21 protein-coding genes are annotated in these 20,120 nt (G+C 65.9%); 7 read left to right on the top strand and 14 right to left on the bottom strand.

Translation table 11 applies throughout. From position 1 onward, the window contains the following. Positions 1 to 140: 140 nt before the first annotated feature. Positions 141 to 965: an SDR family NAD(P)-dependent oxidoreductase gene (locus tag ACX9NE_RS06560; RefSeq protein ID WP_459360890.1), complete on the top strand. Its 825-nt coding sequence runs from the start codon at positions 141 to 143 to the stop codon at positions 963 to 965. Here ACX9NE_RS06560 and ACX9NE_RS06555 read toward each other — a convergent pair. The 7 genes from ACX9NE_RS06555 to ACX9NE_RS06525 all read right to left on the bottom strand — a co-directional run bounded on the left by ACX9NE_RS06555 (position 962) and on the right by ACX9NE_RS06525 (position 7,291). Then, complete coding sequence (locus tag ACX9NE_RS06555) at positions 962 to 1,669, bottom strand: GntR family transcriptional regulator (protein ID WP_459360889.1); 708 nt, start codon at positions 1,667 to 1,669, stop codon at positions 962 to 964. The two genes, ACX9NE_RS06560 and ACX9NE_RS06555, sit on opposite strands and share 4 nt — an antisense overlap. 45 nt (positions 1,670 to 1,714) lie before the next feature. Next, entirely contained in the window at positions 1,715 to 2,635 is a 921-nt protein-coding gene (locus ACX9NE_RS06550; RefSeq protein WP_459360888.1) for an alpha/beta hydrolase, read from the bottom strand. A 3-nt stretch (positions 2,636 to 2,638) separates the two neighbouring features. After that, positions 2,639 to 3,070, bottom strand: coding sequence for a carboxymuconolactone decarboxylase family protein (locus ACX9NE_RS06545; RefSeq protein ID WP_459360887.1), 432 nt, complete (start codon positions 3,068 to 3,070; stop codon positions 2,639 to 2,641). Further along, entirely contained in the window at positions 3,067 to 4,059 is a 993-nt protein-coding gene (locus ACX9NE_RS06540; protein WP_459360886.1) for an MBL fold metallo-hydrolase, read from the bottom strand. The genes ACX9NE_RS06545 and ACX9NE_RS06540 overlap by 4 nt, the downstream gene beginning before the upstream one ends. Before the next feature lie 137 nt (positions 4,060 to 4,196). Next, entirely contained in the window at positions 4,197 to 5,051 is an 855-nt protein-coding gene (locus ACX9NE_RS06535; RefSeq protein ID WP_459360885.1) for a glycine betaine ABC transporter substrate-binding protein, read from the bottom strand. Beyond that, positions 5,048 to 6,235 (bottom strand): NAD(P)-dependent malic enzyme, encoded by a 1,188-nt coding sequence (locus tag ACX9NE_RS06530; protein ID WP_459361107.1) that lies wholly within the window; start codon positions 6,233 to 6,235, stop codon positions 5,048 to 5,050. The genes ACX9NE_RS06535 and ACX9NE_RS06530 overlap by 4 nt, the downstream gene beginning before the upstream one ends. A 66-nt stretch (positions 6,236 to 6,301) precedes the next feature. Further along, on the bottom strand, positions 6,302 to 7,291 hold the full coding sequence (locus tag ACX9NE_RS06525) for a malate dehydrogenase (protein ID WP_459360884.1): 990 nt from the start codon (positions 7,289 to 7,291) through the stop codon (positions 6,302 to 6,304). A gap of 184 nt (positions 7,292 to 7,475) precedes the next feature. Here ACX9NE_RS06525 and corA point away from each other — a divergent pair, with 184 nt between their 5' ends. Continuing rightward, the gene (gene corA, locus ACX9NE_RS06520; protein ID WP_459360883.1) at positions 7,476 to 8,576 is read left to right on the top strand and encodes a magnesium/cobalt transporter CorA; all 1,101 of its coding nucleotides are present in this window, start codon (positions 7,476 to 7,478) and stop codon (positions 8,574 to 8,576) included. 130 nt (positions 8,577 to 8,706) lie between these two features. Here corA and ACX9NE_RS06515 read toward each other — a convergent pair whose 3' ends face one another. The 6 genes from ACX9NE_RS06515 to ACX9NE_RS06490 are packed head-to-tail and all read right to left on the bottom strand — an operon-like array spanning position 8,707 to position 14,058. Further along, complete coding sequence (locus tag ACX9NE_RS06515) at positions 8,707 to 9,276, bottom strand: suppressor of fused domain protein (protein WP_459360882.1); 570 nt, start codon at positions 9,274 to 9,276, stop codon at positions 8,707 to 8,709. Then, entirely contained in the window at positions 9,273 to 10,445 is a 1,173-nt protein-coding gene (locus ACX9NE_RS06510; RefSeq protein WP_459360881.1) for an ABC transporter ATP-binding protein, read from the bottom strand. Before ACX9NE_RS06510 ends, ACX9NE_RS06515 begins: the two co-directional genes overlap by 4 nt. 4 nt (positions 10,446 to 10,449) lie before the next feature. Beyond that, a complete protein-coding gene (locus tag ACX9NE_RS06505; RefSeq protein ID WP_459360880.1) occupies positions 10,450 to 11,268 on the bottom strand; it encodes a carbohydrate ABC transporter permease in 819 nt (272 codons plus the stop codon). A 4-nt stretch (positions 11,269 to 11,272) separates the two neighbouring features. Beyond that, positions 11,273 to 12,139, bottom strand: a complete 867-nt coding sequence (locus tag ACX9NE_RS06500) for a carbohydrate ABC transporter permease (RefSeq protein ID WP_459360879.1) — start codon at positions 12,137 to 12,139, stop codon at positions 11,273 to 11,275. After that, positions 12,136 to 13,506: an extracellular solute-binding protein gene (locus ACX9NE_RS06495; protein ID WP_459361106.1), complete on the bottom strand. Its 1,371-nt coding sequence runs from the start codon at positions 13,504 to 13,506 to the stop codon at positions 12,136 to 12,138. Before ACX9NE_RS06495 ends, ACX9NE_RS06500 begins: the two co-directional genes overlap by 4 nt. 36 nt (positions 13,507 to 13,542) lie before the next feature. Beyond that, positions 13,543 to 14,058 (bottom strand): general stress protein, encoded by a 516-nt coding sequence (locus ACX9NE_RS06490; protein WP_459360878.1) that lies wholly within the window; start codon positions 14,056 to 14,058, stop codon positions 13,543 to 13,545. A 191-nt stretch (positions 14,059 to 14,249) separates the two neighbouring features. On the opposite strand from ACX9NE_RS06490, the gene ACX9NE_RS06485 reads away from it, so the two are divergent. The 5 genes from ACX9NE_RS06485 to ACX9NE_RS06465 all read left to right on the top strand — a co-directional run bounded on the left by ACX9NE_RS06485 (position 14,250) and on the right by ACX9NE_RS06465 (position 19,607). Continuing rightward, on the top strand, positions 14,250 to 14,912 hold the full coding sequence (locus ACX9NE_RS06485; protein ID WP_459360877.1) for a DUF4190 domain-containing protein: 663 nt from the start codon (positions 14,250 to 14,252) through the stop codon (positions 14,910 to 14,912). A 117-nt stretch (positions 14,913 to 15,029) separates the two neighbouring features. Then, positions 15,030 to 16,337, top strand: a complete 1,308-nt coding sequence (locus tag ACX9NE_RS06480) for a magnesium transporter MgtE N-terminal domain-containing protein (RefSeq protein WP_459360876.1) — start codon at positions 15,030 to 15,032, stop codon at positions 16,335 to 16,337. Next, complete coding sequence (locus ACX9NE_RS06475; RefSeq protein ID WP_459360875.1) at positions 16,334 to 16,873, top strand: DUF1003 domain-containing protein; 540 nt, start codon at positions 16,334 to 16,336, stop codon at positions 16,871 to 16,873. Before ACX9NE_RS06480 ends, ACX9NE_RS06475 begins: the two co-directional genes overlap by 4 nt. Positions 16,874 to 16,987: 114 nt before the next feature. Next, on the top strand, positions 16,988 to 18,412 hold the full coding sequence (locus tag ACX9NE_RS06470) for a lytic transglycosylase domain-containing protein (protein ID WP_459360874.1): 1,425 nt from the start codon (positions 16,988 to 16,990) through the stop codon (positions 18,410 to 18,412). A 43-nt stretch (positions 18,413 to 18,455) separates the two neighbouring features. Beyond that, on the top strand, positions 18,456 to 19,607 hold the full coding sequence (locus ACX9NE_RS06465; protein WP_459360873.1) for an Mrp/NBP35 family ATP-binding protein: 1,152 nt from the start codon (positions 18,456 to 18,458) through the stop codon (positions 19,605 to 19,607). An 88-nt stretch (positions 19,608 to 19,695) separates the two neighbouring features. Here the strand turns inward: ACX9NE_RS06465 and tatB are convergent, their stop codons facing one another. Continuing rightward, on the bottom strand, positions 19,696 to 20,076 hold the full coding sequence (gene tatB, locus ACX9NE_RS06460) for a Sec-independent protein translocase protein TatB (RefSeq protein WP_459361105.1): 381 nt from the start codon (positions 20,074 to 20,076) through the stop codon (positions 19,696 to 19,698). Between the last annotated feature and the right edge of the window lie 44 nt (positions 20,077 to 20,120).

Here is a 20,120-nt window from a genome sequence, read left to right as displayed (position 1 = left end):
CGGAGTCCGAATTAATACCCACGGTACGGCTTGCGCGCTTCACAGGGGTGGCTTTGACCGAGCACCTAAGGCCCGCCGCTAAGCGGTACCCCAGGTAGCGGCTAATCTCGACGCTGAGCTTCGGACGAGGGAGGGTGCTCATGGAGGGGTTTGCCGGAAAAGTAGCCGTGGTCACCGGCGCGGGATCGGGCATCGGGCAGGCGCTGGCCATCGAATTGGGCCGCTCGGGCGCCAGCCTGGCGATCTGCGACATCGACACCGAGGGTCTGGCCGACACCGAGGAACAGCTCAAGGCGATCGGCGTGCAGGTCAAGGCCGACCGGCTCAACGTCACCGAGCGAGAGAGCTTCCTGCTCTATGCCGACGAGGTCAAAGAGCACTTCGGCAAGGTCAACCAGATCTACAACAACGCCGGCATCGGTCACACCGGCACCGTCGAGGTCGAGCAGTTCAAGGACATCGAACGAGTGATGGATGTCGACTTCTGGGGCGTGGTCAACGGCACCAAGGCATTCCTGCCGCACCTGATAGCTTCCGGCGACGGCCACGTCATCAACATCTCCAGCGTGTTCGGCCTGTTCTCGGTGCCTGGCTATTCCGCTTACAACGCCGCCAAATTCGCCGTCCGCGGTTACACCGAGGCGTTGCGCCAGGAGATGCGGCAGAGCGGGCACCGCGTCGGGGTCACCACGGTCCATCCGGGCGGCATCAAGACGGCGATCGCCCGTAACGCCACCGTGGCCGAAGGACTCGACCGCGACGAACTGGCCGAGTTGTTCGACAAGCGGCTGGCCAATACCAGCCCCGGGAAGGCCGCCAAGATCATCCTGAACGCGGTGCGCAAGAACAAGGCCCGCGTGCTCGTCGGGCCGGACGCCGTCGCGCTGGACCTGCTGGTGCGGGTGACCGGCTCGAACTACCAGCGGATCGTCGAACTGGTGACGGGTCGGATCATCCCCAGCTAGATGACTTCGGCGTTGACCACCGATGGCCAGCGGGCGAGGACGTCCAGCACACGGGTGTGGGATCGCGCGATGTGGCGACGGATGAGCTCGGCAGCGAGGTCGGCCTCCCGGCGGGCCATCGCGTCGCCGATGTCGTCGAGTGCGGCGACCCTGCTCCCGAGGTCGACTAGTTCCGATTCGATGACCAGCGTCCACACCCGCAGTACTTCGCCGATGATCTGCCGGTGTGCGGCAATGAGGTACCTGTTGCCGGTGGCCTCCGCGAGGAGATCGAAGAACTGGCTGATGGCGTCCACATTCGCCAACGCCAGCTGCCGGGCGTCAGCGTCGCCCTGCCGGGTCAGCTGTGAGAACCCGGCTGCCAGGGCGTGGGCCCGATCGAACTGTTCGCTGCTGGCTCCGGCGACACCGCGCCGAACCAGTTCGGGCCCGATCATGGCCCAGAAATCGAAGAGTTCGTTGACGGACTGAATGGTGAGGGGCATCACCTGATAGCCCTTCCGCGGGATGGTCCGCACCAGTCCCTCGTGGTCCAGGCGGGTCAGTGCCTCACGGATCGGTGAGATACCTATTCCGAGTTGGGACGCCAGTCCCCGCTCGGTCAGCCGCTCGCCGGGGCTCAGCCGACAGGCCACGATATCGGCCCGCAGTCGACGGTATGCGGCTTCCCCGAGCGGCAACTCGACGTCGTCCAGCTCGGGCACCGTAGTTCTGTCCTTTGTTCGTTCGGCCAGGGACAACCCAGTTTGTCATGGAGTGCGCCCGGGGACGGGGTTCGGGCGAACGGCCGGCACGTGCTGATGCAGGAAAGCAATCTGGTCGGCGACGACACGATCGAATGCAACGCCGACGTAGATGTCGAAGTGGCCTTCCGGGTAGCAGCGCACCTCGCCGCGCCGTGCCGTCCGAGCGTGGCGCAGTGTGGCTGCGGCAGGTGCGACAGTGTCGGTTTCGCAGACACACAACAGGATCGGGCAGGTTATCCGGGCGACGTGACGTCCTGGGCGGTGTCTGGGGATGTGCAGGCCGACCCGGGCAGCGACTTCGTTGCGGTGCGTCGAATCATCGGGCACCAGATGCAGGTAGCCGGCGAGGGCATCGGGTGCGGTCATCAGCGCCGCGGAGTTGGGTGGACCGGCCAGGGCCACCATCACCGGGTTGCGGCCCAGGCGGGCGGCAGCGAGATCGGCAATCGCTCGGGTGGCGACCTTGAGCGCGGACACCGGGCCCATCGCCAGCGTTGAGGCGATGCCGTCGGTGAACGGGCACTGGGCGATGACCGCGGCGATCGTGGTGTCGCGGGCCGCGGTCACGATGACATGACCGCCGCCGAATGAGGTGCCCCACAACACGATCCGAGTGGGGTCGATCTCAGAGCGGCTGCGGGCGAAGGCGACTGCCGCTGACCAGTCGGCCAACTGTTCCCTGATGTCGAGCAGTTGACGCGGCTGGCCGCCGCTGTCGCCGAAATGACGGTAGTCGAATACCAGGCAGGCGTACCCGGCTGCGCTGAATTGTTCGGCGTAGGCGTCAAGACGCATGCCGCGCACACCGCCTAGGCCGTGAGCCATCACGATGACCGGGTGGGGCGCTGCGGTGGCGGGCAGATAGAGCCAGGCGCGGCAGGTCGCGTCGCCGGATTGGAATGCGACCTCCGAGCGTTTCATCACGATCTACGACTCCGCCGTGACCGGAAGCAGGTCTCGGTGGGCGAAGACGTTCCTGGCGACGGTGAGAGCGTTGAGGGCCTTGGGCATTCCGGAGTAGACCGCTGCGTGACGAATGCTTTCGATGATCTCGGTGGGAGTGAGGCCGACGTTGAGGGCGATGTTGAGGTGCATCTCGAGCTGGGATTCGCATCCACCGAGCGCAGTGAGGATTCCGATGGTGACCAGTTGCCGCTGCGGCGGGGCCAAGCATGTCTGTGCGTACACGTCTCCGTACCCGTGCGCGACGACATCCTCGGCCAGTGCGGGTGCGATATCGGCCAGCCCGTCATACAGGGCCTGGCCCGCTCCCGCGATTCCGCTGAGATTTTCGAGAACCTCGGCGCCTCGTTCGAATCGGGCGCGCCGGACCTGTTCGGCCCCGGAGTCGATGCTCATGCATACCTCCGGATGAGTTCGGCGATCTGCGTGGCTATCGATGCGAACGTCTCGGGAAGGGATTGAAAGGGGACAGCCGAGTCCCGTTCGTGGTAGATCGCCGCGATGACGGTCGGAAGGGTCGGGACGGCGTCGGGGTAGCGGTCCACATCGATTCGGGCCGCGGCTTCGTTGACAGGTACTCCCCGGTCGAAGAGCGCACAGGCCTGTTCGTGCAGATACGACCAGAATTCTCTGTTTCGGTCCAGTGCGGCGTTGATGCCATCGCCACTGAGCACTGGCCCGTGGCCGGCCACAACGACATTGGCGCCGAACGCGCGAATTCTGTCCAGTGCGGTGATCCAGTTGGCGATCGAGCCCGACCAGACGATCTTGACGATGTTGTCGGTCAGCAGATCGCCGGCGAAGAGCACCCGCTGTTCGGGGATGTAGGCGATCGCGTCTCCGACGGTGTGGGCGGGTCCTAGTTCGTGCAGCTCTACTTCCAGCGCACCCACCTTGAGCAGGCGCTCCCCGGAGAACGTCGCATCTGGCGGGCGCACCCGTATCGGGTGGAAGTCAAACGGCTTTGCCAGACCGAACGCCGCCAGCGGGTGCAACGGTGAGTCCGGCTGCTGGCTCTCGTCGAACAACGAGGCGGTCAAGTCTGCCTGATCCTGGGTCATTATCGTGCTCGCTGCCTCTGTCGCCACTATCTCGGCGTCGGCGGGGAACAACTGGTTACCGAAAATGTGGTCGCCATCGCTATGGGTGTTGAACACGTATCGCACGGGTGCCGACGCCGTGATCGGGGCGATCGCGTCAACCAGCTCCTGGGCATGTTTGAGGTCGTAGAGCGTGTCGATCACCAGGGTCTCGTCGTTGCTGGTGACCAGACCAGCATTGGACAACCCGAATGCCTCGCTGCCGGAGAGAAACGTGTAGAGCCCGTCGCCGAGGTCGAGCAGCCCCTTGTGGAAGGGGTAGCGACTGTCGCTTCGTCCTGTCATGGCGCCAACTCCCGGTTGCCTGCGGAATCCTCTGTGATATTTCACTAATATACTTCTGACATATCACAATGGCAAGACTGGAACTCCGTGCGCAAACTTGCCCCACCGCCGACCTGTCGAAGCCACCGTGGTGAAGCTCAGCGCCCCAGCGGGTGCTCCCCCAACCACCCGTCGGCCACCGCCTGCGGGTCGGCGCCGGCGGCCACTCTGCGGCGCATGTCGGCCAGCGCGGCGGTGTCGAGCACCCCGGCAATTTCGTTGACCGCCAACAACTGTCGGGTGTTCAACGCGTTGCGCCGATACAACGGCACGACGTTCTCGGCCTGAATCAGCGAGTCTTTGCTGCTGTCGGCCAATGCGATCAGGTCCGCCGGAATGCTGGGATCGGCGGAGGTGGCCCACGCGGCCGTCGCCTCGCCAGTCCGCAGTGCCGCGAACATCGTTGCGTCGTCCGGGAATTCGCGGGGGCGCGGCAACTTGCACGTGCCCACCGACGAGGGCACCGACCGTCCGGTGACAGCGCCGACCGCGAGTCCCTCGCAGTGCCTGAGCAATAAAGTCAGATCGCTGCCGCCCCATGCCGCTGATGTCGCCGGCGTCACGATCAGCGTCGGTTTGTCCTCGGCCGCGGTGGCGTAGTCGCCGGCTGCCACCCCTTCGGGCAGTGCAGCGTTCATGGCCTGGTACACGCGCTTGTCCGACAGCTCCGAGGCGCTGGGCTGCAGGCTCCGCAACACCCGTCCGGTGTAGCCGGGAACGACGGTGAACGCGCCGGCGTCCAACTTGGCCATCGGGTCGGCGGCAGCCTCGGAGTGCGAGGCGAAGCCGTACGAACGCAATGCCGAAACATAGAGCGCCGCAAGCAGTTTCGAGTCGCCGTCCAGGGCCGATCCGACTACCAGATCAGGGTGCCGGGGGCCGTCACGGCCCGAACAGCCGGCAACGATCAACACCAGGCCGAGCAGCAGCGTGGCCAGCCTGCTGATGCTCACACCCAGTTGGAGTCTTCTGCGGCCAGCGCGACCGCGGTAGCGACGGCTTCCCCGACGCGACGGTCCAGCGGGCTCGGTACGATCCGGTCGACCGCAAGGTCTTCGCTGGCCACCGAATAGATCGCCTCGGCCGCGGCCACCATCATCTTCTCGGTGATCCGCCGCGCCCCGACGTCCAAGGCACCGCGGAAGATCCCGGGGAACGCCAGCACATTGTTGATCTGGTTCGGGAAGTCACTGCGACCGGTGGCCACGATCGCCGCGTACTTGGCCGCGACGTCTGGATGAATCTCCGGGTCCGGATTGGACAGCGCGAACACAATCCCGTCGGGCGCCATGGTCGCGATCAGCTCTTCTGGCACCAGGCCGCCGGACACCCCGAGGAAGACGTCGGCGCCATCGAGCGCTTCGACCAATCCGCCGGTGCGACCGCCGGGATTGGTGCGCCGCGACAACTCCACCTTGACGCTGTTCATGTCGTCACGTCCGCTGTGCACGATGCCCCGCGAGTCCAGCACGGTGATGTCTGAAACACCCATGGCCAGAAGCAGATTCGTGCATGCGATGCCTGCCGCTCCGGCGCCCGAGACCACCACGCGCAGCGAGGTCATGTCCCGGCCCAGCACCTTGGTGGCACCCATCAACGCCGCCAGCGACACCACCGCGGTGCCGTGCTGGTCGTCGTGCATCACCGGGCAGTCCAGCGCTTCGACGACGCGCCGTTCGATCTCGAAGCAGCGCGGGGCCGAGATGTCCTCGAGGTTGACGGCGCCGAACGTCGGCCGCAGCCGGACCAGGGTTTCCACGATCTCGTCGGGGTCCTTGGTGTCCAGCACGATCGGGATCGCGTTCAAGCCGCCGTATTCCTTGAACAGCGCGCATTTGCCTTCCATCACCGGCAGCGAAGCGGCCGGGCCGATGTCGCCGAGGCCGAGTACCGCGGTGCCGTCGCTGACCACCGCGACCAGCCGGCTGGCCCAGGTGTAGCGGGCGGCCAGGGTGCGATCGGTGGCGATAGCCCGGCTGACCTGCGCCACACCCGGGGTATACGCGATCGACAGCGAACGCTGGCTATCCAGCGGCGCTGTCAGATCTACCGACAGCTTGCCGCCGACGTGTGCCTCGAATATTTCCTCGTCGGTGATGACGACGTTGGGGCTCTGCTCGGGAAGGCTTTTCACCATGTCAAGCGTTTCGGACACGGCCCTCAGGGTACTGCGCGGCCCCTGCTGGCCCTAATTGCGAGACCGCTAGATCAGCTTGAGCTCGGTGACGGCGTTGCGCTCGTCGGCCAGCTCCGCGGTGGACTTGTCGATCCGGGCACGGGAGAAGTCATCGATCTCCAGGCCCTGCACGATCGACCAGTTGCCGTCCTTGGTGGTGACCGGGAACGACGAGATCAGGCCGTCCGGCACGCCGTAGGAACCGTCGGAGATGACGGCCATCGAGACCCAGTCACCGTCCGGGGTGCCCTGCAGCCACGACCGCGCCGCGTCGATGGTCGCCGAGGCGGCCGATGCTGCCGACGAGGCGCCACGGGCATCGATGATCGCCGCGCCGCGTTTGGCGACGGTCGGGATGAAGTCGTTCTCGATCCAGTCCTGGTCGTTGACGACCTCGGCGGCGTTCTTGCCGCCGACTTCGGCATGGAAGATGTCCGGGTACTGGGTGGCGGAGTGATTACCCCAGATGGTCATCTTCTTGATGTCGGTGACCTTGGCGCCCGTCTTCCGGGCCAGCTGGGAGATCGCCCGGTTGTGGTCGAGGCGGGTCAGCGCGGAGAACCGCTCCTTGGGGATGTCGGGGGCGTTGGTCATCGCGATCAGCGCGTTCGTGTTGGCCGGATTACCGGTGACGCCGATGCGCACGTCGTCGGCGGCAACCGAGTTCAACGCCTTGCCCTGAGCGGTGAAAATCGCGCCGTTGGCCTCCAGCAGGTCGCCGCGCTCCATGCCCGGGCCACGCGGCCGGGCGCCGACCAGCAGGGCCAGGTTCACGCCGTCGAAGATCTTGTTGGCGTCCGCGCCGATTTCCACGCCGGCCAGCAGCGGGAACGCGCAGTCATCGAGCTCCATCACGACGCCTTCGAGCGCCTTGAGTGCCGGCTCGATCTCCAGTAGACGCAGTTCGATCGGGTGGTCGGGTCCCAGCAGCGAGCCGCTGGCCAGGCGGAACAACAGGCTGTAGCCGATCTGCCCGGCGGCACCTGTGACGGCGACCTTGAGAGGACTTGCGCTCACGTCGGTTCTGCTCCTTAGTAAGACGGGTTCGCGTCGAAACTAGCGCACCGCCGGAGTTGCGGGACCGCCGGTCCGGCGCGCAGCTGGGAATTAGCTGCTGACAGCGTCGTTACGTCTCTTTTTGTTAGGCAGGGACGCGTACCATGACACCGCCTGCAGACCGGCGCCGCGATTGGAGGTGGAGATGTTCCCAGGGTTTGACGCATTGCCGGAAGCTCTTCGACCCGTCGCGCGGGCACGCCAGCAGCACGTACACCCCGTTCCCAACCCGCCGGACCAGACGCTGGTGGATTGCGGTGTCTATGTCGACGGACATCGACTGCCCGGCAAATACACCCCCAACGACGCGCTGGCCAAGGTCCGCGACATCGAGCAGAACGGGCAGGAGGCGTTCGCCTGGATTGGGCTGCACGAGCCCGGCGAGACGCAGATGCAAGAGGTTGCCGACGCCTACGGTCTGCACCCCCTGGCGGTGGAGGACGCCGTGGTCGCCCATCAGCGGCCCAAGCTGGAACGCTACGACGACTCGCTGTTCCTGGTGCTCAAGACGGTCAACTACGTTCCGCACGAGTCGGTGGTGTTGGCCCGCGAGCTCGTCGAAACCGGGGAGATCATGATCTTCGTCGGCGCCGACTTCGTCGTCACGGTCCGACACGGCGAGCACGGCGGGCTGCACGAGGTCCGTAAGCGGATGGACTGCAATCCCGATCATCTGCGGCTGGGGCCCTACGCGGTGATGCACGCCATCGCCGACTACGTGGTGGACCACTACCTCGGCGTCACCGGCCTGATGGAAGACGACGTCGACGCCATCGAGGTGGTCGCCTTCGCACCCGGAAGAAAGATCGACGTCGAACCGATCTATCTGCTCAAGCGTGAAGTGGTGGAATTGCGCCGGTGTGTGGCGCCGCTTTCGGGTGCGTTCCACCGGATGCAGGTTGAGAACAAGGACCTGATCAACAAAGAAGTGCGCCGCTATCTGCGCGACGTCGCCGACCACCAGACCCAGGCCGCCGAACAGATCGCCAGCTACGACGACATGCTCAACTCCCTGGTGCAGGCCGCGCTGGCCCGGGTGGGGATGCAGCAGAACATGGACATGCGCAAGATCTCGGCGTGGGCCGGTATCATCGCCGTGCCCACGATGGTGGCCGGAATCTACGGCATGAACTTCCACTTCATGCCGGAACTCGATTCGCGGTGGGGCTATCCCACGGTGATCGCCGCCATGGTGGTGATCTGTGTCGCCCTCTACTTCAGTTTCCGCCGCCGCGACTGGCTGTAGCTCCCGGCGCGGCCCGGCCTGGCTCCCGACCCGCCGGGCGAGGCCGGCTCCCAGCCCGGCGAGTGTGGATCTCACGACGCTCCGGCGGCGTGTCGCGTCGTGAAATCCACACTCGGCACTACCCCCCCACTCAACTCGGTTGCGCCGCCGGCCGATTCGGGTCCAGGACGTCCACCCCGTCATTGAGCCATGCCTCCCGCATCGCCTCGGCCCCCTTGAGCCGCACCCAGGCCGCCTCGTTGGCCGTGATGGGTGTGGCGGACAGAAACCGTACGGGGTCGCGCGGCGCGTCCAGTGGCAGGTCGGGAATGTCGCTGTGCCCCAACAACACGGCCGTGAACGGAGCCGGTTTCCACAGCGGCGCGCCCACGTCGATCAGCGCGTCGGGGACCAGCACCAGACCGTCCACCGCGGGCGTGGCCGCCAGGATTGCCATGGTGCGTGCCAAACCGGCGATGGGACCGGGATCACGCAGGGCGAGAACCACTTCGGCGCGCGGCCCGCGTAGGTGATCGGTGACCATCTCGGTCGGATCGGTCATCGGATAGCGCGAGCAGCCCAGCGAAACATAGTGCACCACCGGCTGATTCCGGAATCGCAACACCTCGATCGGTTCTGCGCCGAGAAAGGTCACACTCGCCGAGTCAGGCTCAATACCGAAATGGCCGCGCAGGTACGCGCGGACGCTGTCGAGAATCACTGCGCCGCCGGCACCGTGAGGTTCACACCGGAGTCGGCATCGAAGACCGCGAGTTTGCCCGGGTCGAAAGCGAACTCGATCGGTTGCCCGGTCACCGCCTGGCACTCGGTGGGAACACGTGCCACGAAGCGGTTTTCATTCACTTCCGATTCCGCTGCCACCTCGTCCAGACGAGCCGAGTGCACCTCGGGCCCCGTCGTGGTGAAATACACATACTTGTCGGAGCCCAACGATTCCACCAGGTCGACCGTGACTTCGAATACCAACGAGCTGATCCGCTGGTAGCCGTCGAGTAACGCCGCATCGTGGATGTGCTCGGGCCGCAGACCCACGATGATGTTCTCCGGTTTAGGGTGTCCGGCGATCACCTGCTGCACCTCCTGGGTCAACGTCACCTCACCGAACGAAAGGGTCAGTCCGAATGACGTCGGAGTGGCCGGGAAGAAGTTCATCGCCGGCGAACCGATGAAGCCCGCCACAAAGAGATTCGCGGGTCGCTCGTAAAGCTCGGTGGGAGTGCCGATCTGTTGCGCAACGCCGCCATGCATCACCACCACCCGGTCACCCAGCGTCATGGCCTCGGTCTGGTCATGTGTGACGTAGACGGTGGTGGTGCCCAGTCGCTTCTGCAGGCGTGCGATCTCGCCCCGCATCTGCACCCGCAGTTTCGCGTCCAGGTTCGACAGCGGCTCGTCCATCAGAAATGCCTTGGGCTGTCGCACAATTGCCCTGCCCATCGCCACCCGCTGGCGCTGACCGCCCGACAGCTGGGACGGGCGACGTTCCAGCAGTTCGGTCAGGTCCAGGATCTTCGCGGTCTCCTCGACCTTCTTGGCGATGTCGGCTTTCTTCATCTTTGCCAGCGTCAGCGGGAATGCGATGTTCTGCCGAACCGTCATGTGCGGGTAGAGAGCATAAGACTGGAAGACCATCGCGATGTCGCGGTCCTTGGGCGCCTTCTCGTTGACGCGTTCGCCACCGATGCGCAGCTCGCCCGACGAGATGCTTTCAAGGCCGGCAATCATGTTCAGCGTGGTGGTCTTGCCGCAGCCGGACGGGCCCACCAGGATCAGGAACTCACCGTCGGCGATGGTGATACTCAGATCCTGCACCGCCGGGTGACCGTCGGGATAACTCTTGTTGACGTGTTCCAGCACAATATCGGCCATCGCGTTATCCCTTCACAGCCCCAGAAGTCAACCCCGCGACGATGCGTCGTTGGAAGATGAGAACAAAAACGATGATCGGAATGGTGATCACGATCGCGCCGGCGGCGATGGATCCGGTCGGCTCCTCGAATTGCGAACTGCCAGTGAAATTCGCGATCGCGACCGGCGCGGTGATCGCCGCCTGGGTAGCGGTCAACGACAGCGCCAGCAGCAGGTCGTTCCAGGCGAAGATGAACACCAGAATCGCCGCCGTCACCAAACCCGGAGCCGCCAGAGGAACAATGACTTTGGCAAACGCTTGAGCCGGTGTGGCGCCGTCCATCTTGGCCGCCTTCTCCAGATCCCAGGGGATTTCTCGAAAGAACGCCGAGAGTGTGTAGATGGCCAGCGGCAGCGCGAAGGCGATGTAAGGCAGAATCAGCCCGGGCCAGGTATCGAACAATCCGACGGCGCGTTCGATGTCGAACAGCGGCGAAACCATGGAGATGGCGGGAAACATTGAGATCAACAGGGTCATACCGACCAGGACCCGCTTACCCGGAAAGCTCAGCCGCGCTACCGCATAGGCGGCCATGGCACCGAACACCACCGCGATCACGGTGGTGGTCAACCCGATTCCGATGGAGTTGATCAGCGCCGAGCTGAAGAAATCACCGCGGAAGATGCCGCGATAGTTGTCCAGCGTCACCGACGAGGGAATAAGCCTGCCGTCCTTGACCATTGACGGCGGCTTGAGCGACAGGCTGAGGATCCACAGCACCGGCAGCAACGCATACCCGATCACCAGAATGTCGATCACAACCCAGAACATCGCGCGCCTCATCGGGTCACCCGGCATCGATGTCACTCCCGGGCGCCGATACGCCGAACACCTTGATGAAGACAAGCGCGATCATGCCCACGCACAGGAAGATCAGCACGCTGATCGCCGAGCCCAGACCCAGGTTGAAGCCTTTGAACAGGTTGTCGTAGCCCAGGATCGACACCGAGCCGGTGTTGTTGGCGCCGGCGGTCAGCACGTAGATGTTGTCAAAGACACGGAACGTGTCCAGGGTCCGGAACAGCAACGCCACCACCACCGCCGGCTTGATGATCGGCAGCGTGACCCTGATCAATCGCCGCCAGGCATCCGCACCGTCGACCTGCGCCGCTTTCAGCAGATCCTCCGGGACCAGCGCGAGTCCGGCCAGCAGCAGCAACGCCATGAATGGTGTGGTCTTCCAAACCTCGGCCAGCACCACCACACCCAGCGACGGAATCTGTTGCGTCAGTGGCGCGCTCCCGTCGGGCAGCAGGTTGGCCAGATACCCGGTGCCCGGCGTCCAGGCGTAGTACCAGCTGTACGAGGCGACAACCGTGACGATTCCGTACGGGATAAGCACCGCGGTGCGTACCAGTCCGCGGCCGATCATGGTGCGGTGCATCACCAAAGCCAGTGACAGGCCGAGCACGAACTCGATGGTCACCGATACCACCGTGATCCCGGTCGTCACGGCCAATGCCGTCCACCAGTAACGGTCGTTCAGAATCGTTTGGTAGTTGCCCAGTCCGATGAAGGCGGAGTCGTTGGGAGAGGCGAGGTTGTTGCGCTGCATGCTCAACCACATGGCGTACCCGATCGGATAGGCGGTCACCGCCAGCATCAACGTCACCGCGGGCGCGACGAGAAGGTAGGCCAGTCGCCGCTCGGTCACGGCAGCAACCCCTTGCCGTCAATGGCCTTTTGGGCCTGTACCGCGAGCTCGTCGGCCGTGTGTTCGGGGTCTATCGCGGTGATCGGGCTCAGCGCTGAGGCCAGCCGAATGGACAGCGCCTGATAGGCCGGGGTCGCGGGTCGAACCGCGGCATCGGTGAGTTGCTGACGGATGGTGCCATACATCGGATACTTGGCCTGGAATTGAGGATCGGAATAGAGCGAAGTCCGCACCGGCGGCAGTCCGCCTTCGATGGCGACGTACTTCTGGTTCTGCAGATTACGCAGGCAACGGACCGCTTCGAACGCTTCGCGGCGATGACGGGTCGTGCTGGCCACCGCGAGATTCAGCCCACCGATCGTCACCTTGGCCGGCTGCCCGGCCACCACGCCGGGGTAGCGTGCGAAACCGAACACTTGCTGGCTGGCTGCGTACGCACGGCTGAACTGCTCATCGGTCGGCGCGAACGTGCCAATGCTGTTGATGCTTCCTGCCAGTTCCGGCTCCCGATTCAGCGGCAAAAACGCCACACCGCCTTTGACCGCGTTCTCCAGCATGGATGCGAACACATAGGGCCAATTCACCTCAAGCGCCGACTTACCCTGCTCGAGCGCCAAGCGGGCGGATCCTTCGTCGCTGCGGGTGATCGACGGGTCGGCCCCGGGTGCGGTCGCCACCGATCTCAAGATCGTCAACGCCGCAACGGTCGCCGCGCGATGTTGTGGGGTATCGGTCAGGGTGACACGCTTGCCGTCCTCGGAGAGCACCTGACCTCCCGCGCTGACCAGCAGCGTGTTGAACCACACCACCAGCCCTTCGGCCTCATTGGCCTGCACGGCGATCCAGCTCGGCTCCCCGGCCGCCTGCAAGCGGGCCGCCTCAGCCACCATGGCAGCCCAGTCACGCGGTGGTTGACGTACCAAATCAGCCCGATACCAGAGCATTTGGGTGTTGGTGGTGATGGGCGCACCGTATAGCCGGTGCTTCCAGGTGGCCGTCATGAGCGGACCGGGCAGGGTATCAACGGTAGCGTCGGACTCGCTCAGTCCGGACGGGTCGTCGGACAACGGGAGCGCCCACCCTGCTTCGGCGAACTCCGCGGTCCACACCACATCGAGCGCCATCACGTCCAACGTGTCATCGTGCCCGGTCAATCGCCGGGACAGTTGCAGTCGTTGCTGATCGGGGGATCTGGCCAGGCTCACGTGCCCGATGCTGTAGCGGCCACCGGCCTGTTGCGTGCAGCGCTGGGCCACGGCGCTGAATGTCGCCCCATCCGTGGCCGGCGTATAGAAACTGATGACCAGCTTCTGCCCGCCCGAACCGCAGGCCGAGAGCAGTGACCCGGTGGTCAACGCCGCCAGCATGGCCGCCGCCCACCGCCGCACGCGACGGTTCACCGGTCAGATCGCCAGACGCGCCAACAAATCTCGCGCTTTCTCGGCGTTCTGCGGGTCGCAGAGCACGTCGTATCGGCCTGCCACCAATTGCATGGTGGAACTGAAGTCCCTGGTACCACGTGCCATCGCGTACGGTACGGCCGAGGTGATCAGGCCGAAGAAAACTCCGGCGACCAGTCCGGTGATCAGCGCACCCCACGGGTTGGGACTGAAAAAGCCGAGAACCAGGCCGATGAACAAGCCCAGCCAAGCGCCGCTGAGCACTCCGCCCCCGAGCACCTTGCCCCAGGTCAACCGGCCGGTCACGCGTTCCACCTGCATCAGGTCTACGCCGACGATGGTCACCTGCTGAACCGGGAACTGCTGATCGGAAAGGTAGTCCACGGCTCGCTGGGCCTCGGCATAGGTGGGATACGAGCCGACCGGCCAACCTTTGGGCGGAGTCGGCAAGGGGGGCACATTACGCCGGCCCGCGGCGCCACCGGCGGGTGGTTGTCCGGGTTGGAATGGGCTAGTCATCGGTCCTCATTCTCCTCCTGCCCGCCTCTACGGAAGCCATCGTTCCATCTCGGCAGTCGGGACGCACTATTCGCGGTCCCGCAAGCTGTTCCCCCGCCACGCGAACCGCAACCCCCGGCCTGGCCCGTCCCGCCGAAACGGCCGACCGCGCTGTCCGGCCCGTTGTCCTCCCATACGCTACGTTCATCACCATGACAGCTCCCGGCGACTCCTCCGGCGAGGACAGCGATCGCTCACCCGCAGCTCCGCCCGGCGACGGGCAGCCCCCTGAGCAGCCGGTTTCCGAAGCTCCGTGGGCATCGCCGTCGTCGGCTCCGATGGAGGACTACCCGCCTGCGGTGGACTACCCACCCACCCAGGCAGCGCCCCTGCCCGGCTATCAACCCTCCCAGGCGCCGCCCCCGGCCGGCTACCCACCTTCCCCCGCGGCCGGCTACCCACCGCCGAATCCGCCGTTGGGCTACACGCCCCCGGGATACCAGCCATACGGCGTCACACCCCCGGGTCTCCCCGGCTACGGCAACGCCGCCGCCTATCCGCCGCCCGCACCGATGCCGGGCCCTTACGGCTCACCGCCTGTTGGGTACTACCCGGACCTGAGCTATGGCGGCGGCTACGGCGCGATGCAGGCCGGCACCAACACCATGGCGATCGTTTCGCTGGTCTCGGCCATCGTCGGCGTCTTCTGCTGTATCGGTGCGATCGTGGGCGTCGTGTGCGGGATCGTCGGAATCAACCAGATCAAGCAGACCCACGAAGAAGGCTTCGGTCTCGCCGTGGCCGGCATCGTGATCAGTGTGGCAACCATGTTGGTGTATTTCATCGCGGTCATGTTCAGCATCGGCTCGCACTAGGGCGTTTCGGTGGCGACCCGTCGCGCCCGGCACACGCCACCGGACATGACAGCGGCGAGCGCCGCAAGCCACCGCCCCCACCCGCCGCTCCGCGGTGCCCTGCCTACGCTCTGTCCTATGGGCTCGGTCAACAGGGTGTACGTGGCACGGCTGCCGCGGATGATGGTGCTCGGGCCACTCGGCGAATCCTTCGGGCGCGTCCGCGACGTGGTGATCAGCATCAGCATCGTCCGCCAGCAACCTCGCGTGCTGGGCCTCGTCGTCGATCTCGCGACGCGGCGCAGCATCTTTATACCGATCTTGCGGGTCGCGGCGATCGAGCCCGATGCCGTGACGCTGAGCAGCGGCAACGTGTCGCTGCGCCACTTCGAGCAGCGCCCTGGCGAGGTACTGGCGATGGGCCAGGTGCTCGACACACAGGTCAGGGTCAATGACCCCGACCTGCCTGACCTGGCGGGTGTGGATGTCGTCGTCACCGATCTGGGCATAGAGCAAACGCGTACCCGCGATTGGGTGGTGACCAGGGTGGCGGTTCGCACGCAGCGGCGGCTGGGACGGCGCGGACCGGTGCACGTCGTGGACTGGCAGAACGTACAGGGGCTGACTCCGTCGGCCCTGGCCATGCCGGGTCAAGGCGTGGCGCAGCTGCTCGATCAGTTTGAGGGACGTCGCGCGGTCGATGTCGCCGACGCCATCCGCGGTCTGCCGACCAAGCGCCGCTATGAGGTGTTCAAGGCACTCGACGACAACCGCCTGGCCGACATCCTGCAGGAGCTGCCGGAACTCGACCAGGCCGAGGTCCTGACGCATCTGGGTACCGAGCGCGCGGCCGACGTGCTCGAGGAGATGGATCCCGACGACGCCGCCGATGTACTGGGTGTGCTCAATCCGACCGACGCCGAGATGCTGCTGACTCGAATGGATCCCGACGACTCCGACCCGGTGCGACGGCTGCTGACGCACTCTCCGGACACGGCCGGCGGTTTGATGACGTCCGATCCGGTCGTGCTCACCCCGGACACCTCGGTCGCCGAGGCGCTGGCCCGGCTCCGCGATCCCGACCTGACCCCCGCGCTCGCGTCGATGGTGTTCGTGGCGCGCCCACCGACAGCCACCCCCACCGGCCACTACCTGGGTTGCGTGCACCTGCAGCGGCTGCTTCGCGACCCGCCGGCCGAGCTGGTCGGCGGCCTCGTCGACACCGATCTGCTCACCCTGTCGCCGGAGACCCAGTTGGGCGCGGTCACCCGGTATTTCGCTGCCTACAACCTGGTGTGCGGTCCGGTGGTCGACGATCAGAACCACCTCTTGGGCGCAGTGACGGTGGATGACCTGCTGGACCATCTGCTGCCGCACGACTGGCGCGTGGATGTCCAGCAGCTTGATCCCGCCGGCAGGCCCCCCAGGACCGGAGATTCCTCGTGAGCAAGTCACAGACACCGCGGCGGCTGTACACCCCGCGGACTTCGCGCCGCTACACGCCGCGCGTGGACCCCGAAACGGTGGGGCAGATCACCGAATCCATCGCCAGATTTTTCGGAACGGGCCGCTACCTGCTGATGCAGACGCTCGTAGTAATCGTGTGGATCGCGATCAACATGATCGCCATCCAGTGGCAATGGGATCCCTATCCCTTCATCCTGCTCAACCTGGCGTTCTCAACCCAGGCCGCGTACGCAGCACCACTGATCCTGCTCGCCCAGAATCGGCAGGAGAACCGTGACCGGGTCGCGCTCGAAGAGGATCGTCGCCGCGCGGCACAAACCAAGGCCGACACCGAGTACCTCGCCCGCGAGCTGGCAGCACTGCGCCTGGCGATAGGTGAGGTCGCGACTCGCGACTACCTGCGACACGAGCTGGAAAGCCTGCGCACGCTGCTGGCGGAATGGCAGCCGGCCGCTGCAGAAACCGGGACCCGGGCTTCGGACGGCACTGAACGCCGCACTAAGAAATCCGGCTGAGAATGAAACCGGGCATTGCGCTACTCCCGTGACGAGAGTTATGTATGGTGATCTAGTTCACGAAGCTAACAATGTCAGTTTCCCGGCGGCTCACATCATTCGAGGACGGTCGAGGTGCGCATAGGGGCAGGCTGGGGCGACTACCCGGCCGTCGCGAAGGTGCGGCAGACGGCACTTCGCGTCACACGGGCTCCGGTCTTCGGCGTCGTCATGATCTCCCCGTTGATCTTCGCCAGTGCGGTCGGCGCCGCGGCGCCCTCGCTTCATGGAAAACACCAACCGTTACGCGCCGCCATCACACCGGTCGCCGCGATCGGTCCGACGCCCCACATCGATCTGTCCGGTCCTACGGTCATCTCCATCCAGCGTGTGCCCACCAGCTTCCACGTCGCTGCGGCGACAAGTTCCGCGCCCCCGCCCCCGACCGTCGTGAATACGCCGGGCGCGCTGGGGATTCCGCTCATGGCGCTGTCGGCCTACCGGAACGCCGAGCAGAAGATGGCCGTTGCGCAACCGGCCTGCGGGGTCAGCTGGAACCTGCTGGCCGGCATCGGGCGCATCGAGTCCGGGCATGCGGGCGGCGGTGCTGTCGATGCCCGCGGCACCGCGACCAATCCGATCTACGGTCCGGCCCTGGACGGCACGCTGCCTGGCAACGAGGTCATCATGCAGAGGGACCAGGGCAACCGCGTGACATACGCGCGCGCCATGGGCCCTATGCAGTTCCTGCCCGGCACCTGGGCGCGCTATGCCGTCGATGGTGACGGCGACGGCATACCCGACCCGCAGAACCTGTTCGACGCCACGCTGGCCGCCGCCCGGTACCTATGCAGCGGCGGACTCAACCTGCGGGACCCGTCGCAGGTGATGGCGTCGATCCTGCGGTACAACAACTCGATGTCGTACGCACAGAACGTACTGGGTTGGGCCGCCGCGTACGCCACCGGCGTCGTTCCCGTCGACCTGCCGCCGATCACCGGCCCACCGCCTCCGATCGGCGACGCGCACCTCGAACACCCAGAGGGGCTCGGGCCCAATTTGCCACTCAATGTCACCGGCCTGGGTGTCGGCGACCCGATGGGGCAACACATGCCGCTGATCGACTTCGGGCAGCCGCAGATCATCTCCCAGTTCCCCAACTCACTGCTACCTAACCCTCAGACGTCGATGTGGCCGTGGTTGCCACCGGCTCAGCTGCAGCAGCCCGCGCCGGTAGCGACGCCGGGGTGCACGCTGATCTGCATCAGCTCACAGACCCCTGACTCCGTGCCGCCGGGGGCCGGACCCATCCCCAACGGCGGGATCGTCATTGCCCCCGCAGCGCCCCCGGCTCCGCCCGCCGCGCCGGCATTCCCCGACCCCTTCGCTGCGCCCCCGGCGGCCCCGCCGGCTCTGCCCGCGCCCCCGGCCGCCCCCGCCCCGGCGGCCCCGGCAGCCCCGGCCTCGCGCGCTCCCACTGCCCCCGCGCCCAAGCCTGCGGGTCCGCAGCAACCCAGCCCGCCCGCGCCCGGCGAACCCGCGCTCACTCCGGTCAGCTGACCGTTCGGTCCACTGGCGTCCACGCCGCCTACACTCGGCGTTGATGTCCGCAACGCCAGATGACGCAACCGAACTGACCACGGCTATCCGCTCCGCGCTGGCCAAAGTGATCGACCCCGAATTACGGCGCCCGATCACCGAGCTCGGGATGATCAAGAACATTGACGTTAGTTCCGACAACAGCGTGCATGTCGAGATCTACCTGACCACCGCCGCCTGCCCGAAGAAGTCCGAGATCAGCGCCCGGGTGACCCAGGCCGTCGCCGACGTCCCCGGCACCGGCGCAGTGCGGGTCAGCCTGGATGTGATGAGCGACGAGCAACGCACCGAGCTCCGCAAGAAGCTGCGCGGCGACGCCGCTGAACCGGTCATTCCATTCGCCCAACCGAGCTCATTGACCCGGGTCTACGCGGTCGCATCCGGCAAAGGTGGCGTCGGAAAGTCCACTGTCACGGTCAACCTGGCCGCGGCGATGGCCGCGCGGGGCCTGTCCGTGGGACTGCTGGACGCCGACATCCACGGTCATTCCATTCCCCGCATGATGGGCACCACCGACCGGCCCACCCAGGTCGAGTCGATGATCCTGCCGCCCATCGCTCATGAGGTGAAGGTCATCTCCATCGCGCAGTTCACCAAGGACAACACCCCGGTGGTGTGGCGCGGGCCAATGCTGCACCGCGCGCTGCAGCAGTTCCTGGCGGACGTGTACTGGGGCGACCTGGACGTACTGTTGCTCGATTTGCCGCCAGGCACCGGCGACGTTGCCATCTCGCTGGCGCAACTGCTGCCCAACGCCGAAATTCTGGTGGTGACGACACCTCAGCTGGCCGCGGCGGAGGTGGCCGAACGAGCCGGCAGTATCGCGTTACAGACACGTCAGCGCCTCGCGGGCGTGGTCGAGAACATGTCCGGTCTCACGCTGCCGGACGGCACCACCATGCAGGTGTTCGGCGAGGGCGGCGGCCGTCAAGTCGCCGAGCGACTGTCGCGTGCCGTGGGCGCCGACGTGCCGCTACTGGGTCAGATTCCGCTGGACCCGGCACTGGTAGCCGCCGGTGATGCGGGCGTACCCGTGGTGCTGAGCACACCGGACTCCGCGGTGGGTAAGGAGCTGCGTCGCATCGCCGACGGTCTGTCGTCGCGTCGACGCGGGCTAGCGGGCATGTCGCTGGGTCTGGACCCGACCCGCCGCTGAGGTCCCCCCGCGGGCAGACACAAAATCGCACCGGAGCAGCTGCTCCACCGCGATTTCGTGTCTGCTCAGCCAGCCTGAGGTCCCGAACTCAGGTGGCGTCGGTGTCGAATGGGGTGCGCTCAGGGGCGCTCGGCGGCTCCGGCGGCTTGCTGACCGGCGGTTCGGCGGCGGGCGTATCGAAGTTGCCGGTGAAGATCGAGTCGTCGCCGTCGAGCAGGTGCTTGGTCAGCGCGGCCCGCGGCGTCATCCCGCGCAACTTCTGCAGTTCGCTCAGCTGGCCGCGGATGTCGTCGAACTCAGGACCGATGTCCTCGCGGAGCTGGCTCGTCACGCCGCTGAGGTAATCCCGCGCCTGCCGCAGCGCGCCTGCCGTCCAGCGAATTGCACCGGGAAGCCGCTCGGGTCCGAGCACTACCAGCCCGACCACGACGAGGACGAGCATCTCCCCCCAACCGATATTGGCGAACATCAGGTCGGATGGTGATGACCCGCAGCGCCCGGCTGCGCCGCGCT

This window comes from Mycobacterium sp. ML4, from assembly GCF_054515735.1.
Note: the sequence above shows the minus strand (reverse complement) of the source record. Positions and strands in the feature narration are given on the sequence as shown.